Annotated in this window: 13 protein-coding genes, 1 tRNA gene and 1 pseudogene; 10 read left to right on the forward strand and 5 right to left on the reverse strand. The window is 64.2% G+C overall.

Translation table 11 applies throughout. The annotated features are described in order from the left end of the window. Nucleotides 1–59: 59 nt before the first annotated feature. Nucleotides 60–2,321, reverse strand: a complete 2,262-nt coding sequence (locus ACFC3J_RS13225) for an LPS-assembly protein LptD (protein WP_375196632.1) — start codon at nucleotides 2,319–2,321, stop codon at nucleotides 60–62. A 179-nt stretch (nucleotides 2,322–2,500) separates the two neighbouring features. Between ACFC3J_RS13225 and ACFC3J_RS13230 the strand changes: the two genes are divergently transcribed. From ACFC3J_RS13230 to ndk, 3 genes are all read left to right on the forward strand, one after another. Then, the gene (locus ACFC3J_RS13230) at nucleotides 2,501–3,946 is read left to right on the forward strand and encodes a leucyl aminopeptidase (protein ID WP_375196633.1); all 1,446 of its coding nucleotides are present in this window, start codon (nucleotides 2,501–2,503) and stop codon (nucleotides 3,944–3,946) included. Continuing rightward, nucleotides 3,946–4,395 carry a DNA polymerase III subunit chi gene (locus ACFC3J_RS13235; protein ID WP_375196634.1) on the forward strand — a complete coding sequence of 150 codons (450 nt, stop codon included), beginning with the start codon at nucleotides 3,946–3,948 and terminating at the stop codon, nucleotides 4,393–4,395. The genes ACFC3J_RS13230 and ACFC3J_RS13235 overlap by 1 nt, the downstream gene beginning before the upstream one ends. Nucleotides 4,396–4,490: 95 nt before the next feature. Beyond that, on the forward strand, nucleotides 4,491–4,913 hold the full coding sequence (ndk, locus tag ACFC3J_RS13240) for a nucleoside-diphosphate kinase (RefSeq protein WP_192665728.1): 423 nt from the start codon (nucleotides 4,491–4,493) through the stop codon (nucleotides 4,911–4,913). A 106-nt stretch (nucleotides 4,914–5,019) separates the two neighbouring features. On the opposite strand, the gene ACFC3J_RS13245 is transcribed toward ndk, so the two are convergent. Beyond that, nucleotides 5,020–5,694 carry a glutathione S-transferase family protein gene (locus tag ACFC3J_RS13245; RefSeq protein ID WP_375196635.1) on the reverse strand — a complete coding sequence of 225 codons (675 nt, stop codon included), beginning with the start codon at nucleotides 5,692–5,694 and terminating at the stop codon, nucleotides 5,020–5,022. Between the two features lie 175 nt (nucleotides 5,695–5,869). Here ACFC3J_RS13245 and ACFC3J_RS13250 point away from each other — a divergent pair, with 175 nt between their 5' ends. After that, the gene (locus tag ACFC3J_RS13250) at nucleotides 5,870–6,661 is read left to right on the forward strand and encodes a sulfite exporter TauE/SafE family protein (RefSeq protein ID WP_375196636.1); all 792 of its coding nucleotides are present in this window, start codon (nucleotides 5,870–5,872) and stop codon (nucleotides 6,659–6,661) included. Between the two features lie 47 nt (nucleotides 6,662–6,708). Here ACFC3J_RS13250 and ACFC3J_RS13255 read toward each other — a convergent pair. Further along, nucleotides 6,709–6,782, reverse strand: a tRNA-Cys gene (locus ACFC3J_RS13255). A 212-nt stretch (nucleotides 6,783–6,994) separates the two neighbouring features. On the opposite strand from ACFC3J_RS13255, the gene ACFC3J_RS13260 reads away from it, so the two are divergent. The 4 genes from ACFC3J_RS13260 to ACFC3J_RS13275 all read left to right on the forward strand — a co-directional run bounded on the left by ACFC3J_RS13260 (nucleotide 6,995) and on the right by ACFC3J_RS13275 (nucleotide 11,938). Next, nucleotides 6,995–7,627 (forward strand): protein-L-isoaspartate O-methyltransferase, encoded by a 633-nt coding sequence (locus ACFC3J_RS13260; protein WP_375196637.1) that lies wholly within the window; start codon nucleotides 6,995–6,997, stop codon nucleotides 7,625–7,627. 21 nt (nucleotides 7,628–7,648) lie between these two features. After that, on the forward strand, nucleotides 7,649–9,121 hold the full coding sequence (locus ACFC3J_RS13265) for a TolC family outer membrane protein (RefSeq protein WP_375196638.1): 1,473 nt from the start codon (nucleotides 7,649–7,651) through the stop codon (nucleotides 9,119–9,121). 72 nt (nucleotides 9,122–9,193) lie between these two features. After that, entirely contained in the window at nucleotides 9,194–9,679 is a 486-nt protein-coding gene (locus tag ACFC3J_RS13270; RefSeq protein WP_375196639.1) for a DUF2497 domain-containing protein, read from the forward strand. 204 nt (nucleotides 9,680–9,883) lie between these two features. Then, entirely contained in the window at nucleotides 9,884–11,938 is a 2,055-nt protein-coding gene (locus ACFC3J_RS13275; RefSeq protein WP_375196640.1) for a prolyl oligopeptidase family serine peptidase, read from the forward strand. A 4-nt stretch (nucleotides 11,939–11,942) separates the two neighbouring features. Here ACFC3J_RS13275 and ACFC3J_RS13280 read toward each other — a convergent pair whose 3' ends face one another. Continuing rightward, a complete protein-coding gene (locus ACFC3J_RS13280) occupies nucleotides 11,943–12,656 on the reverse strand; it encodes an alpha/beta fold hydrolase (protein WP_375196641.1) in 714 nt (237 codons plus the stop codon). A 77-nt stretch (nucleotides 12,657–12,733) separates the two neighbouring features. Here ACFC3J_RS13280 and ACFC3J_RS13285 point away from each other — a divergent pair, with 77 nt between their 5' ends. Further along, nucleotides 12,734–15,433, forward strand: coding sequence for a valine--tRNA ligase (locus ACFC3J_RS13285; protein ID WP_375196642.1), 2,700 nt, complete (start codon nucleotides 12,734–12,736; stop codon nucleotides 15,431–15,433). 34 nt (nucleotides 15,434–15,467) lie between these two features. After that, nucleotides 15,468–16,919 (forward strand): MATE family efflux transporter, encoded by a 1,452-nt coding sequence (locus ACFC3J_RS13290; protein WP_375196643.1) that lies wholly within the window; start codon nucleotides 15,468–15,470, stop codon nucleotides 16,917–16,919. A gap of 6 nt (nucleotides 16,920–16,925) precedes the next feature. On the opposite strand, the pseudogene ACFC3J_RS13295 reads toward ACFC3J_RS13290, so the two are convergent. Next, a pseudogene (locus tag ACFC3J_RS13295) lies at nucleotides 16,926–17,144 on the reverse strand (ATPase); the annotation flags it as partial. Nucleotides 17,145–17,228 lie beyond the last annotated feature (84 nt).

Here is a 17,228-nt window from a genome sequence, read left to right on the forward strand (position 1 = left end):
GCACGAGATGCGCCGATCCGCCTTAACCGGCCCTGAGCAGGAAGCGGGAAGGCTGATCCTTATATGCCAATATTGCGAAAAGCCAGCCGAAGCTGGAAGCTGTTGCCCTTTCGCGCATCGCCCAGCACCTGATAGTCGCGCTTCCAGGTGAGGCCGAGCGTCAGGCAGTCATCCTCATAAGCGATGCCCAGCCGATGGCGGACCGGCTCGTAACCGTCGGCGGCGCTCAGCGGGTCCTCCTTCGCGTCGGTCAGGTCGATGACGGTCGAACCGAAGACCGACCAGAAGCGCGCGAACTGGACCCGCCCGCCCAGCCGCAATTCCTCCCGATCCTGCAAATCCTCCAGATTGAGGTCCGCATTGCGGTTGAGGCGCAGATAGCCGACCATGGCATAGGTCCTCTTGCTGCCGATCGTCGCGTCGATTTCGTTGCGGCGGACGGAGAGCTTGTCCTTGTCCAGCCGGAAGCGGTGGGTGAAGCTGATGAAGTCCTTATAGCGGACGGTGGTGCGGCCGACGATGTCGGACAGCCGATCGGACAGGCCGGTGCCGTCGGGCAGGATGCTTTCGCGGGAATTGAGGCGATAGCTTTGCCCGACCACGCTTTCGAGCGAGACGTTGGGCAGCGAGAGGCTGTATTCAAGGCCATAGGTGACGCGGGAGGAATCCTCGAACCTGTCATAGCCGGAAAAGCGGTTGAGCGCGAAGAGGTTGCTGTCCTCCAGATCGATGGCACGGGCGTCCTCATTGGGGACGGAGAGATTGGCGATCTTCGGCGCCGCCACGATCTGCACGCGGGGGGCTATGCGTTGCATGCCCCCGAACGCCTCGCCCATGAAGGGCCAGCGCACGTCCATCGCCGCCGCGGCGATGCCCCGCGCCTTCCAGCCCGGATCTCCGGCATAGCTGGCCACGGTGCTCAGCGCGTTGGCGCTGCTGTGATAGACGTCGCCGCGCAGATAGGTTGTGAAGGTGACTTCCTGGCCCATGGCGGTCAGCTTGCGCAAATTCCATTCGAACGCGGCGAAGGCGCGCTGCGTGTCCTGGCCATGCGTGCGGGTCAGGGCGAGGCTGTTGAGCTGGAACTGGGCGACGCCGCCCAGCCATGGGTCCTTCATCCGCAGGCGATAGTCGATGACGGGCAGCGCGATCGGCATCTGCCCCTGCGAATCGCCGGTGCGCAGCGTTTGCACCGCCCAGCCCGCGATCGACAGATAGCTGTTCTCTCCGATCCGCTGCGCATTGATGGTCGAGCGCAGCCGGTCGTCATTGCTGATGTCGTAGCGGCGCAGGAAGGTGCGGTCGGTCGTTGCCCGGATCGATCCGCTGACGCTCCATTCAGGAGACAGTTGCAGCGCGCCGCTTGCGTCCAGGTAGCCGCGGAAATCCTTCTCCGACCCGGCCGGCGTGGTGGAGGCGCTGCTGGTGGCAAGCCGGCTGCCATAGGTCGCATAGCCGGTGATCTGATAGGCGCCGCGATCCCACAAATGGCGGTAGTTGGCTTCCAGCATCGGCAGCGTGTCGGTGTAGACATGCGGCGTGAGGGTAAGGTCGCGGTTGGGCGCGAGCTTCAGATAATAGGGCAGCGCGATTTCGAACCCGTTATTGCGGTCATAGCGCAGGTTCGGGACCAGCAGGCCGCTGCCGCCATTGTCGCCCACCGGATGGGAAAAGCCCGGCATAGGGATCAGCGGCAGGCCGAACAGCTCGACGCTGGCATTGGTATATTTGACGCGGGCCTTGACCGGATCATAGACGACCTTGACCGCCTTGATCTGCCAGGTCGGTTCCTTGGGACATCCCTTGCTGTCCTCCACTACGCAGCCGGTATAGGCGGCCTTGCGCAGCGTGTAGACGCCATTCCTGCGCTCGCCGCTCGCGGCGGCAAGGCGTCCCCCCGATTGCAGGACGAGCAGCATGTTCTGCACCATGCCGTCCTGAAGGGAATCGGTGACGTCGAAACGGTCGCCATAAGCGATATTGCCCTCCGGATCGGTGACGGACACATTGCCCGTCGCCTCGACCTTTCCGGTGGTGCGGTTCCACACCACCCTGTCGGCGCGCATCCGGTTGCCCTCGCGCAGCAGCTGCACATTGCCGCTGGCGGTCACGATTTCGCTGTTGCTGTCATATTCCAGCGCATCGGCGGCAAAGCCGATCTGCTCGTCCGTTTCCGGCACCGGCGCGTCGGGGGCGCTGATGGTGGTTTGCGGTTCGTTGAGCTGCTGTGCGGCGGCATGAAAGGGCGCCGCGAGGCACGGAAGGGCCGCGCCGGCAAAAAGGACCTGTTTGAAACGCAAGGAGATAAGGGAAATCTGCAAAGGTGGGGCCTCTTCAGGGGCGCTTTGTTTCCCGCCTATCGCACTGCTTGGCCCGCGCCGCAATCGTCTGGGGCATGTCTTTTGCGGGAAAATCAGCCGAACGGCTTTGCCAGACAGGGTAAGCCGCACTATCTACCGGGCTGAAGATATAAGCTTTTGCAGGAAATGAAGGACCTTTGATGGAAATCGCGTTCAGCCCGATGCGTCCCGATGCCGACACGTTGGTATTCGCCGTGCCCAAGGGCGGCTTTGATGCGCTGCCGCTGGCCGCAGCGCCGGTACTGGCGGCCGGGGCCGGAGCGGCGCGCTTCACGGGTGAGGCGGGCTCGAGCTTCGAGAGCTTCGTGGAGGAGGGCGGCAAGGTGCTGCGCGTGGTGCTGGTGGGCACGGGATCAGGCAACGATGCCGATTATGAGCGCGCGGGCAGCGCGCTGACGGCGCGCCTGTCGACCAGCGGCGCTACGCATGCGGCGGTCGAATTTTTCGGCGGCGCGAACGGAGAGAAGGCCGCGGCCCTGGCGCTGGGCGCGCTGCTGCGCGGCTGGCGGATCGACAGCTATCGCACGCGCCAGCCGGAAAAGGCGAAGCCGACGCTGGCGAAGATTACGCTGGTGTCGGCTGATGCCGGAGCCGCGTGGGAAAAGCAGGCTGCGGTGGCGGCGGGCGTGGCCTTCACCCGCGAGCTGGTGTCGGAACCGGCGAACATCCTTTATCCGGAAAGCTTCGTCGAGCGGTGCCAGCATCTGACCGAGCTGGGCGTCAGGATCACCGTGCTCGACAAGACGGCGATGACCGAGCTGGGGATGGGATCGCTGCTCGGCGTGGCGCAGGGTTCGGCGCGCGAGCCGCGCCTGCTGGCCATGGAATGGGACGGCACCAACGGCGCTGCCGGAAAGCCGCTGGTCTTCGTCGGCAAGGGGGTGACCTTCGACACGGGCGGCATCTCGCTCAAGCCCGGCGCTGGCATGGAAGACATGAAGTGGGACATGGGCGGCGCCGGGGCCGTGGCGGGCGCGATCAAGGCGCTGGCCGGGCGCAAGGCGAAGGTCCGCGTGGTCGGCATTTGCGGTCTGGTCGAGAATATGCCCGACGGCAATGCGCAGCGGCCGGGCGACATCGTCACCTCCATGTCGGGCCAGACGATCGAGGTGCTGAACACTGACGCCGAGGGCCGTCTGGTGCTGTGCGATGTCATCACCTGGGCGCAGAAGACCTATGCGCCGGAGGTGATCGTCGACCTTGCCACCCTGACCGGGGCGATGATCGTGTCGCTGGGCAATGAATATGCGGGTATCTTTTCCAATGACGATGGGCTGGCCGACGATCTGATCGCCGCGGGCAAGGCGTCGGGCGAACAGCTGTGGCGCTTCCCGCTTTCCGACGCCTATAACAAGCTGATCGACAGCCCGATTGCCGACATGAAGAATATCGGACCGCGCTATGCCGGGTCGATTACCGCTGCGCAGTTCATCAAGCGCTTCGTCGATGATGGCGTCAAATGGGCGCATCTCGACATTGCGGGCATGGTCTGGGCGGACAAGCCCGGCGCGACTTGGGACAAGGGGGCGACAGGATATGGCGTGCGGCTGCTCGACCGGCTGGTCGCCGACAAGTTTGAGGGCTGATGCAGGTCGATTTCTATCAGTTGAGCCGCGATCCCGTTGAGCTGGTGCTGCCCGCCATTGCGGGCCGCATTCTTGAATTGGGGGAACGGCTGCTGGTGGTCGCGCAGGAGCCGGAGCGGCTGGAGCGAATCTCCGCTGGTCTTTGGGCCGGGCCGCAGGAGAGCTTTCTGGCTCATGGCCGTGCGGGCGAGGGAGCCGAATCGGTGCAGCCAGTGCTGCTGGCGCAGGAGTGCCCGGCTGTAGATCTGGTCGCCAACGGTGCACGGCATGTCGCGTTGGCGGACGGACTGTGGCGGGAGGAAGCGCTGGATTACGAGCGCGTTTTCTATTTTTTCGATGCGCAGAGCATCGAAGGCGCGCGGTCCAGCTGGCGCGAACTGTCCAGGCGGGAGGGGGTAACGCCCCGTTTCTGGCGTCAGGAAGGGCGCAAATGGGTCCAGGGACCGTAAATCCGGGCTTCTGCCCGACTCCCCTTGCGATAGGCTTCGGCCCGGTCTAAAGGGCGCGCCAACTTATCCCAAACAATCTGGAGCTTTTGAGCCTCATGGCTGTGACCCGCACCTTTTCGATCATCAAGCCCGACGCGACGCGCCGCAACCTGACGGGCGCCGTGACGCAGAAGCTGGAAGAGGCAGGCCTGCGCGTCGTCGCCTCCAAGCGCATCCGCATGAGCCGCGAGCAGGCCGAGGGCTTCTACGCGGTGCACAAGGAGCGTCCCTTCTTCGCGGATCTGGTCGCCTTCATGATCTCCGGCCCGGTGGTCGTGCAGGTTCTGGAAGGCGAAGACGCCGTGAAGCGCAACCGCGACATCATGGGTGCCACCAACCCGGCCAATGCCGACGAAGGCACCATCCGCAAGGACTATGCCGAATCGATCGAAGCCAATTCGGTCCATGGTTCGGACAGCGAGGAAAATGCCGCGATCGAGATCGCCTATTTCTTCAAGCCGGAAGAAATCGTCGGCTGATCTGAGCCGCGCGATCTTGCGATAAAAAGCCCGGCGCTCCACGGGAGCGCCGGGCTTTTTTTGGGCGGGGTGGGGGCGAATGATCGGCTACCTCCACACCCTCCGCTCAGACCGACTGGGGCTGACCCTCGAAGCGGTCGATCACCCATTCTTCGGCCTGAGCGCCGCCGATCCATTCCTGCATCCAGACATGGTTGATCACCGCCCGCATATAGGCATCGGCAAAGCGGGCAACGGGCAGTTGATAGGTGATGAAACGCGTCACCACCGGCGCGAACATTACATCGACCGCACTGAACTCTCCGAACAGAAACTCTCCCTCACCGCCATAGCGGGCGCGGGCCTGCGCCCAGAGCTGCATGATGCGCGAGATATCCTGCGCCACCGCTTCTGACGGCGGGACCGGCGCGTAGATCTGGCGGATGTTCATGCTGTGCTCGCGACGCAGGGCCGCGAAGCTGGAGTGCATTTCCGCCGCCATGGAGCGGGCCATGGCGCGCGCGGCGATGTCCGCGGGCCAGAATTTGTCGCCGCCCGACTTCTCGTTCAGATATTCGACGATGGCCAGGCTGTCCCAGACGACGACATCCTCCCCGTCCCAGAGAATGGGCACCTTGCCCGAAGAAGGCGCGAATTCGTCGCCCTCGCGCCGTTTCTCCCACGCCTCGTCATAGAGGGGGACCACCACTTCCTCGAAGGGAAGGCCGGAGAGCTTGCACGCCAGCCAGCCGCGCAGCGACCAGCTCGAATAGGCCTTGTTGCCAATGAACAGCTTCATCATGGGCTTAGTCTTAAACGGGGTAGGGAAGGTAAGTCGAGAGGATCGCGTGCCGCAATGCGCGGACAGCAATTGTTTTGGTTGCGATAAATTTCCAATCCATAAGGGGGCTGGCTGTCACGGATTTTGCCTTCTAAACGTTTGCCGAATAACTCATGTGACAGATTTTGGGGCAGATATGGATTGGTTGCACGCGGTCGCGGGCCTGTTTGTCGGCCTGATGGTCGGCATGACGGGCGTAGGAGGCGGGTCGCTGATGGCGCCGATCCTGATCCTGCTGTTCGGCGTCGCGCCGACCACGGCGGTGGGAACAGACCTTTGGTTCGCATCCATCACCAAGGCGGTGGGCGGCGCCGTGCATCATCATCATGGCGGTGCCGATGGCGGCCCCGATTATGAGGTCGTAAAGCGACTGATGATCGGCAGCATTCCCGCGGCGCTGATCGTGCTGGCGATCCTGTCGCAAATGCATGTGGGTCAAATAAAGGCCGGCGTGGTGACGGCAGCGTTGGGCGTCGTGCTGATCGGCACGGCGGTCGCGACCCTGCTGCGTGGCCGTTTCCATAAATGGGCGTTGGCGCGCCGAGTGGGGACGGCCGATCGTTTCACCCGTTGGCAGCCCGCGCTGACGGTCGCGGCCGGCGCGCTGCTGGGTGCCATGGTGACGCTCACCTCGATCGGGGCGGGTGCGATCGGCGCGACGCTGCTGCTGGCGCTCTATCCCTTGCGGATGCGAATGCAGCGGCTGGTGGCGACCGATATCGTGCATGCCGTGCCTCTGACGCTGGTGGCGGGGCTGGGCCATTTGTGGATCGGCAACGTCAACCCGGTGCTGCTGGTCAATCTGCTGGCGGGATCGCTGCCGGGCATCGTGATCGGATCACTCCTCGCGACGCGCACGTCGGACCGGGTGCTTCAGCCCTTGCTGGCGGCGGTGCTGGTGGTAGTGGGGTGGCGCCTGATCGCCTGAACGGCGTCCAAGCCACGCGAATTTGTGGACCAAGCCGGAAGCTGAAATGGAGGCCCGAGCCGGAATCGAACCGGCGTATACGGATTTGCAGTCCGCTGCGTCACCACTCCGCCATCGGGCCTCGGCGTGGGACGCCGCAAATGTGCGGCTTTTGATGCAAAGTCAAGCGGGCCTGTGATATTGTCCGGCAAGATTCTTCCAAAGAATCTCGGCGCCGTGCGTGTAAAGCCGCTTGGCGTGGCCTGTCTGCTGTTTTAGAGGTCCGATTATGTATTTGCTGTATTGCATTAATAATACAGCTTTCATACAAGCCTTCCCAATCGAGGAATTGTCGTGACCGAGCAGAATTTTTCATCGATGCGGACCGCTATGGTCGAAAGCCAGCTTCGCACCAGCGATGTGGACGATCAGCGTGTGATCGCGGCGATGGCGCATGTGGCGCGCGAGGATTTCGTGCCGGCCGAGCGGCGCGCCATGACCTATATCGACCGTCCGATCCCGCTGGCTGGGGGGCGTTCGCTCAATCCGCCGCTGGTCATCGGGCGCCTGCTTAAGGAAGCGCAGATCGGCGAGGGCGACAGGGTTCTGCTGATCGGTGCCGCCACCGGATACAGCGCGGCGCTGTTGGCCAATCTGGGCGCGCAGGTAACGGCGGTGGAGGAAGAAGGCGGGCCGGAGATCAGCGTGTCCGGCGTGACCGTGGTGCGCGGCCAACTGAACGCAGGTGCGCCTGCTGGCGCGCCTTATGATGTGCTGTTCATCGACGGCGCGGTAGAGGAAGTGCCCGCCGCGCTCGTTCAGCAGCTTGCCGATGGCGCACGCGTCGTGACGGGTATCGTCGAACGGGGCGTCACACGTTTGTGCGGTGGTCGTATGGTGGCGGGCATTCTGGGTTTGGCCAGCCTCACCGATCTGGAGATGGTCGTACTTCCGGGTTTTGCCGCACCGGAGAAATTTCTGTTCTGAAGAGGCCGCATTGGGGGGGTCATGACAGCAAGGCATCAAGTTCTCCGGCGCTGCGCCGCATCGGTTTTGCTGCTCATCTCCTCCGCCATGGCTGGCGCGGTGCAGGCGGAAACGTTGCAGGGCGCGCTCGCCAAGGCCTATCGGACAAATCCCACCCTGACCGGCGCGCGCGCCGGGCAGCGGGCGACGGACGAAAATGTCGGGATTCAAAAGGCTTCCGGGCGGCCTTCGCTTGATGCGACGGGCACCTACACCGAAAGCATCTTGAAGCCGACGATCAGCTTTACCTCGCCGCAGCGAACGGTCGATGCCAATGCGCAGCTGTCCGTGCCGCTCTATTCCGGCGGCGCCGTCCGCAACAGCGTGAAGGCGGCCAGGACCCGCGTCGCTGCCGGACAGGCAGATCTGCGCGGCACTGAAGCGAGCCTGTTTTCGCAGGTGGTCGCCGCCTATATGGATGTCATTCGCGACAGTGCGGTGGTGGCGCTCAACCAGGCCAATGTGAAGGCGCTTGAAGTCAATCTTCAGGCAACCAGCGATCGGTTCGAGGTAGGGGACTTGACCCGCACCGATGTCGCCCAGTCCGAGTCGCGTCTGGCGCTGGCCCGTTCCAATCTTCAGACAGCGGAGGCGAATCTGATCGCGAGCCGCGAAAATTATATCGCGCTGGTCGGCGAGGCGCCGGATGATCTTCAACCGCCGCCCGAATTGCCGGGTCTGCCTGCGACGCCCGAAGCGGCGGTGCAGGTGGCGCTCAAGGACAATCCCGACATAGCAGCCGCGGCGAAAGTCCGGGAGGCGACGGGCTATGATGTAAAAGCCGCCAAGGGAGCGGTGATGCCCCGGCTGACGGCCTTCACCCAGGCGGGCTACACCAATTATCTCGACACGCTGAGCGCGGCGAACAGCGTCAACGGATCGCAGATCAACAAGCAGGCGGCGGCGGGCGTCCAGCTCAATGTTCCGCTTTATCAGGGCGGCGGTCCGGGCGCGCAGGTGCGCCAGCGGCAGGCCGTCGAATCGCAGGCGATGGAAAAGGAAATCGAGGTCGAGCGCGGGGTCATCGCCCAGACGCGTTCGGCCTATGCGAGCTGGCAGGCGTCGCTGGAGAGCATCCAGTCGAACCAGAAGGCGGTGGAGGCAGCGAACCTGTCGCTGGAAGGCGTGCGGGCGGAGAATTCGGTCGGCAGCCGCACCATCCTCGACATTTTGAACGCCGAACAGGAAGCGGTGAACGCCAAGGTCCAGCTGGTGACGGCGCGGCGCAATGCCTATGTCGCCGGCTTCAGCCTGCTGGCGTCGATGGGCCATGCCGAGGCGGACGATCTCAACCTGGAGGCGGGTGCCCTCTACGACCCCATGGTTAATTATGACCGGGTGAAGGGCAAGTGGTTCGATTGGGATTTCGATTCTGCGCCAAAGCTGCAATCGACGCGAACCGTTGACTCCCCGGCGCAAAACGCCAATGTGGACCCCGCATTGGCGCAGCCTTAACGCTATTTTAACCTCGCAGAGCGTTCCTAGCCTCTGCTAAAATGGCAACGGCTACTGGAACAGGGGTTAACCATGGGCGACATGAGCAAGGAACCCTCGATGGAGGACATCCTCTCGTCCATCAAGCGGATCATCGCGGAAGAGGGCGAGGAGGCCGTGCAGACCTTGCCGCGCCGGGCACGGGCCGAGACCAAGGCCGCTCAGGCCGTGGCCGCCCCGGCGGAGGTCGAGCCTGAAACCGACGAAGTGCTGGAACTGACCGACGAGGTTGCAGTGGAGGAGCCTATGCCTGCCCACCGAACGTCCCGTGCCCCGCGCCCCGTGGCAGAGCAGGAGGATGCGTCCATCCTTTCGGTGGAGAGCGAAGTGGCTGCGCGTCATTCGCTGTCTGCCTTGTCCTCCATGCTGGTGACGCCCAGGGAAGGCGAGGACAACACGCTGGACGGACTGGTCCGGTCGATGCTGAAGCCGATGTTGAAGGAATGGTTGGACTCGCGCCTGCCGGCAATGGTTGAGGACATGGTCGCCAAGGAAATAGCGCGTATCACAGGCCGCTGAGGGCGATTCGCGGGCAAGCGGCAGCAGATTGCCCGCTTCCGCCCGCAGGCTCCTTGTCGTGAACGTCCTTTTATCGAGCTTTGTTCTTTTATTGCGCTTGCATGGTTGATCCTTGCGAGTTGTCGCAGCGCTTCCTACACCCTTATCATAGCTGCCGCGGCCGCCTGAATGCCGCGGCGCGATCCGATCCAGGGGTGTCTGTTCATGAAAAATCTTCTGCATGTGGGGCTGGGTGCGCTTGCATTGGCTCAAGCCGGACTGTCCGTCGCGCCCGCCGCAGCCCGCCCGTTCACTCCAAGCGATATGGTCAGTCTCAATCGCATAGCCGCGCCTGCGGTTTCGCCGGACGGGCGATGGCTGGCATATCAGTTGCGCGTGACCGACCTCGCCGGGAACAAGGGGCGGACGGACCTGTATCTGCTGGATCTCGGCAAGACAGGCGCCGCGCCCCGCATGATCGCTTCGGTCGCGGACAGGAATGAAAGCGCGCCTGCCTTTTCGGTGGATGGGAAGTCGCTTTATTTCCTGTCCAACCAGAGCGGCGACGACCAGTTGTGGCGGGTCGCCCTGGCCGGCGGCACGGCGGAGCAGGTGACGCAGGCGCCCGGCGGCATTTCCGGCTTCCTGCTGAGTCCGGCGGGTGACCGGGTGGCGCTCTGGGCGGACCGGCCGGTGGGCGCGAAGACGCTGGACGATGTGAAGCCCGCGACGCCGCCGGCCGCGGGAACGGGGCGCACCTATGAACAGCTGTTCGTGCGGCATTGGGACACATGGGCCGACGGGCAGCGGTCGCAGATTTTCGTGATGCCGCTTTCCGGCGGAAAGGCCGTATCGGTGATGGGCGCGCTGGTCGGGGACAGCCCGTCAAAGCCCTTTGGCGGGGGCGAGGAAATCGCCTGGAGCGCGGACGGCAAGACCCTGTTCTTCGCGCTGCGCGAGGCAGGGCGGATCGAATCGCTTTCCACCAATCTGGATATTTTCAGCGTGCCGACGGATGGCAGTGCGCCGCCGGTGAACCTGACCGACGCCAATGACGCGACCGACACCATGCCCGCCGTGTCGCCGGACGGGAAGTGGCTTGCCTATGCGGCGATGAAGCGGCCCGGCTATGAAAGCGACCGGCTGGTGCTGATGCTGCGGAATATCGCGACTGGCGAGACCAGGGCGCTGACCGAAGGCTGGGACCGTTCTGTGGCCTCGATCGGCTGGGAGGCGGACGGCAAGGGGCTTCTGGTCACCGCCGACGATGTGCTGGACCATCCGGTGTTCCGGGTGGACGCGGCGTCGGGCAAGGTCGCGCGGCTGACGCAGGCGGGCCATGCGGGCAGCGTCGTGCCGCTGCCCAAGGGCGGGTTCGTCTATGCGCTGGACAGCATCCAGTCGCCGGCTGATTTCTGGAAGCAGCCCGGCGGCAAGGGCAAGGGGGGCAAGCCGGTGCGCCTCACCAGCGTCAATGCGGAGAAGCTGGCCGGGGTCGATGACGTGTCGGTGCAGCGCTACAGCTTCAAGGGCGCCAATGGCGACACCGTCTGGGGGCAGATCGTGAAGCCCAAGGGGGCGGTCGGCAAGCTGCCGGTCGCCTTTCTCGTCCATGGCGGGCCGCAGGGCAGCTTCAACGACAGCTGGTCCTATCGCTGGAATCCCAAGGCCTTTGCCAGCCATGGCTATGCGGCGGTGATCGTCGATTTCCATGGGTCGACCGGCTATGGGCAGGCCTTTGTCGACAGCATCAACAGGGATTGGGGCGGGAAACCGCTGGAGGATCTGAAGCTGGGACTGGCGGCTGCGGCTGCAAGGGATGGCCAGGTCGATGCGGGCAATGCCTGCGCGCTGGGGGCCAGCTATGGCGGCTATATGATGAACTGGATCGCGGGCAACTGGCCCGACGGCTTCAAATGCCTCGTTCAGCATGACGGCGTGTTCGACGCCCGCGCCATGGCTTATGAGACGGAAGAGCTATGGTTCGACGAATGGGAGCATGGCGGGCCTTATTATGAAAAGCCGGAAGAGTTCGAGAAATGGAACCCCGTCAACCATGTGACCAGCTGGAAGACGCCGATGCTGGTGGTAACGGGCGAGAAGGATTTCCGCATCCCCTATACGCAGGGCCTGGCGGCCTTCACCGCGCTCCAGCGGCGGGGCGTGCCGTCGAAGCTGCTCGTCTTCCCGGATGAGAATCACTGGGTCCTGAAGCCGCGCAACTCGCTGCAATGGTATGACGAGGCGCTGGGCTGGCTGGACCAGTGGACGAAGAAATAAGCCGCTAAAGCGTTTTGATGAAGCTGATAAGTATCTCCGCCAGCTTTTCAGGCGCTTCGACCGGCAGCATGTGCCCCGCGCCCTCCACCACCTCCAGCCGGGCGTTGGGCGTGCGATCGACCATCTCCTGATGCTGGGCGGGCGGGGACCATCGGTCCTCGCTGCCGGTGACGGCGAGAAGGGGGCATTGGATTGTTGCCAGTAAATCCAGCCGATTCGGCCGCTTCAGCAGGGCGTTCTGCTGGGCCGCGAAAATATCCGCGTCGGCGCGGAGCAGCATCGCGGTGATGCCCTCGACCAGCTCTGCGTCGTCCCGCCGATCCGGCGCGAGCATCGGCGGCATCCAGCTTTTCGCGACGCTTGCCATGCCTTCCGCGCGGGCGAGGTCGACCAGCTTCAGTCGCCCCTCCGCCTCCTGCGCATGGGGACCGCCAGCGCCGGTATCGAGCAGCGCCAGCCCCATGATCCGATCCCCGGCCTGATCGGCCAGTTCCAGCGCGACCCGCCCGCCCATGCTATGGCCGATCACCACCATCGGGCCGCCGACGCTCTGCGCGATCCGTTCGGCCATGGCGGAAAGAGAATCGCAGCCGTCGGTGCGGGCGATATGGACCGCGCCCAGACGGCTCAGCGCGCCGATCACGCCATGCCAGACCCAAGCATCGTTCATCAGGCCGGGGATCAGCACGATGGTCGGGGACTTTTGGGGTGGGGTCATGGCTTTTTTGCCTCATCGACGGGGGAAAGATGCAGCGGATATTTGACGCCGCCGCCGCCTTGCGTAAAGGCCAGCCTATGACCGAATTGCCCAAGACCTTCGACCCCGCCGAAATCGAGTCCCGCTGGTATGCCCATTGGGAGGACAAAGGCCTGTTCCGTCCCGAACGTCCGGACGCCCAGCCCTTCACCATCGTCAACCCGCCGCCGAACGTGACGGGATCGCTCCATATCGGCCATGCGCTCGACAATACGCTGCAGGACATCGTGATCCGTTACGAACGGTTGCGCGGCAAGGACGCCTTGTGGGTGGTGGGCACCGACCATGCGGGCATTGCGACCCAGATGGTGGTCGAGCGGCAGATGGAGGCGCGGCAGGACAAGCGCACCAATTACACCCGCGACCAGTTCATCGAGAAGGTCTGGGAATGGAAGGCCGAGAGCGGCGGCGCGATCACGCGGCAGCTGCGGCGGCTGGGTTGCTCGATGGACTGGGCCAATGAGCGTTTCACCATGGATGAAGGCTTTTCGAAGGCCGTCATCAAGGTGTTCGTGGAACTGCACCATCGCGGCCTGCTCTATCGCGACAAAAGGCTGGTGAACTGGGACCCGCGGTTCCGCTCGGCGATTTCGGACCTGGAGGTCGAAACGCAGGAAGTGAAGGGCGGCTTCTGGCACTTCCGCTATCCGCTGGCCGACGGCGTGAAGCTGGCCAACGGCGCGGACCATATCGTTGTCGCCACCACCCGGCCCGAGACGATGCTGGCGGACATGGCGGTCGCGGTGCATCCCGACGATCCGCGCTACAGGGACGTCATCGGCAAGGATATCCTCCAGCCGATCACCGGGCGCCGGTTCAGGATCGTGGGCGACGATTATGCCGATCCGGAGCTGGGGTCGGGTGCGGTGAAGATCACGCCGGGGCATGACTTCAACGATTTCGAAGTGGGCAAGCGGGCGGGCTTCCGGCCGGCTGAAATGCTCAACATGTTCGATGCCGACGCCAATGTGATCCAGACCGCCGACGGGCTGATTCCGGATCGGTTCCTTGGCCTGCATCGCTTCAGGCGCGATGGCGTCGATGGCGCGCGCGAGCTGGTCGTGGCGGAGATGAAGGCGCTGGGCCTGCTGGTGCCCCATGTCACCAAGAACAAGGAAGGCGAGGAGATCGAATCCGACGCGGAGCCGCGCACCATCCAGACGCCGTTCGGCGATCGTTCGGGCGTGGTGATCGAGCCGTGGCTCACCGACCAATGGTATGTCGACGCCGAGAAGCTCGCCGTCGCGCCGATGCAGGCGGTGCGCGACGGGCGGATCGAGATCGTGCCCAAGACATGGGAAAAGACCTTTTTCAACTGGATGGAGAATATCCAGCCCTGGTGCGTGTCGCGCCAGCTATGGTGGGGGCATCAGATCCCGGCCTGGTATGATGAGGACGGCAAACCCTATGTCGCGGAGAGCGAGGAGGAAGCGCAGGCGCTGGCCGGCAACAAGGCGCTGACCCGCGACCCTGACGTTCTCGACACCTGGTTCTCCTCCGCGCTCTGGCCCTTCGGCACGCTGGGCTGGCCGGAGCAGAGCGAGACGCTGAGCCGTCATTATCCCAATGACCTGCTGATTTCCGGTTTCGACATCCTGTTCTTCTGGGATGCGCGCATGGCGATGCAGGGCATCGAGTTCATGGGCGATGTGCCGTGGCGCAAGCTCTATCTGCACGGGCTGGTGCGCGCGGCGGACGGGCAGAAAATGTCCAAGTCCAAGGGCAATGTCGTCGATCCGCTGGGCCTGATCGACAAGTTCGGCGCGGATGCGCTGCGCTTCTTCATGTCTGCCATGGAAAGCCAGGGCCGCGACGTGAAGATGGATGAGAAGCGGGTCGAGGGCTATCGCAACTTCGCGACCAAGCTCTGGAACGCAGCACGCTTCCTGCAATCCAACGGCGTCACCGCATCCACCAGCCATGAAGCGCCCGCTGCGGAGGCGCCGGTCAACCGCTGGATCATCGCCGAGACGGTCGCGACCGTGCAGGCGATCGACACCGCCATGGCCGAACTGCGCTTCGACGCGGCGGCGAACGCCATCTATCACTTCGTCTGGGACCAGTTTTGCGACTGGTATATCGAACTGACCAAGGGTTCGATGGATGAGGAGACCCGTGCCGTCGCGGGCTGGGCGTTCGACCAGATATTGGTGATGCTGCACCCCTTCATGCCTTTCATTACCGAAGAGTTATGGAATCTGACCGGCATCCGCGAGACGGAACTGATCGTCGCGCGCTGGCCGCAGGCGCTCTATGCCGTCGACGGCGAGGCTCAGGCGGAGATCGACTGGCTGATCCGCCTGATCAGCGCAATGCGCACCGCCCGGACCGAACTCAACGTGCCGCCGGGCGCGAAGCTGCCCGTCATCGTCCATGACGCGTCCGAGGAAACCCGCCGCCGCATCGACCGTCAGGGCGCCGCCCTTGCACGTCTCGGCCGGGTGGAAAGCCTGTCCTTTGGCGACACGGTGGCGGGCGGCGCGGCGCAGATCGTCGTCGACGAAGCCACGTTCATCCTGCCGCTGGAAGGGGTGATCGACATCGCCGCCGAAAAGGCGCGTCTGGCCAAGGCGCTGGCTGCGGCGGAGAAGGAACGCGATTCGCTCTCCGGGCGTCTCTCCAATCCCAGCTTCGTCGAGAAGGCCAAGCCCGAAGCCGTCGCCAAGGCGCGGGAGGATCATGCCGAGAAGGCGGCCGAAGCGGAACGGTTGAAAGCGGCGCTGGAACGGCTCGCCTGATCGGCTGGTCTCCGATTCGCAAGGGGTGGTGAGGATGGTCACTGGAACGGGCGGGGCAAAGGATCTGACGCAGGGGCCGATCGCTTCGACCCTGCTGCTGTTCGCGATCCCGACGCTGGCCTCCAACATCCTCCAGTCGCTGAACGGATCGATCAACGCCATCTGGGTCGGCCGCTTTCTGGGCGCGCAGGCGCTGGCGGCGACGGCGAACGCGAACATTACCATGTTCCTTATGTTCTCCGTCGTGTTCGGATTCGGCATGGCGTCGACGGTGATGATCGCTCAGGCGGTCGGGCGGGGGGATTTCGACGCTGCGCGCCGGGCCTTCGGATCGGCGGTGGGCTTTTGCACCCTGCTGGGCGTGGTGGTGGCGACGGCGGGCTGGATCGGCGCGCCTGTCCTGCTGCGCCTGCTGGCCACCCCGGCGGAGGCGTTCGATCTGGCGCTCACCTATTTGCGGGTGATCTTCATCGCCATGCCCGCCTCGCTGCTGAGCGTCATGATGATGATGGGCTTGCGCGGCACGGGGGATGCGCGCACGCCGCTGATCTTCATGTTCGTGAGCGTGGGCGTCGATCTGGTGCTGAACCCGGTGCTGATCCTTGGGCTGGGACCGATCCCGGCGATGGGGATTGGCGGTTCGGCGGCCGCCACCGCGGCGGCGGGCTTCATCAGCCTGATCGGCATCATTCTCTACACCTATGCCAAGGATTTGCCGCTGCGGCTTCGGGGGGTGGAACTGGCCTATCTGCGCCCGACCATGGACCAGCTGCGCGTGCTGTTCGGCAAGGGGCTCCCGATGGGCTTGCAGATGATCGTCATGTCGACGTCCGGACTGGTGATGATCGGCCTCGTCAACCGGGAAGGCTTTCTCGTCACCGCCGCCTATGGCGCGGCGCAGCAGATCTGGACCTATTTGCAGATGCCCGCCATGGCGATGGGGGCGGCGGTCAGCGCCATGGCGGCGCAAAATGTCGGTGCGGGCCGGTGGGACCGGATCAGCCGGATCACGGGCTATGGCATGGGCTATCTGCTGCTGATCACCGGCTTCATGGTCGTGGTGATCCTGTTGTTTCACGCGCCGCTGCTGTCGCTGTTCCTGGGCCGCAATCATGCCGCGATCGAGGCTGCGTGGCATATGCAGCTGCTGGCGAGCTGGAGCTTCATGCTGTTTGGCTGCACCATGATCCTGTTCGGGGTCATGCGGGCCAACGGGGTGGTCGTAAAGCCGCTGCTGATCCTGATCTTTACCCTCTTCGTCGTGCGCCTCGGCTTCTACCATCTGGGTTATCCGCATCTGGGCGCGGATGCGCTGTGGCTGAGCTTTCCGGCGGGATCGATCGCATCCTTCCTGCTGGCCGGGCTGGTCTATTGGCAGGGCGGCTGGCGCAAAGCGAAGCTGCTCGTCCCGGTGAACGAGGAAGAGTGCCGCGAAAGCATTAATGCAGAGAGCGAGCCTGCCGGCCGTATCGTTCCGGCAGGCTGAGGGCGCTTACCGGCCCTGACTGCGCCAGCGGGTGATGGTGCGGTCGAGAATGTCGGTTTCGCCGCCGGACTGGCGCCAGAGTTCGGTGAAGCTCGGATCGCCCGAGGCCGGACGCCGCGCTTCCTCCAGATTGTCGAGCGCGACGCGGATCGGCACGGCGACGCCCTCGCCGCAGATGATCGCCTCCCGGTTGCGCAGCGCGGGGATGGAATCGAGGAAGCCGCGTCGAACTCGGTAGTGACGAGTCGCAGAAAATGTGTTTTTAAATCAACCGAGTTCCTAGCAACAACCCCCCCTGTTGCAAAACCT

Source organism: Sphingobium sp. (assembly GCF_041987595.1).
Lineage (GTDB): Bacteria > Pseudomonadota > Alphaproteobacteria > Sphingomonadales > Sphingomonadaceae > Sphingobium.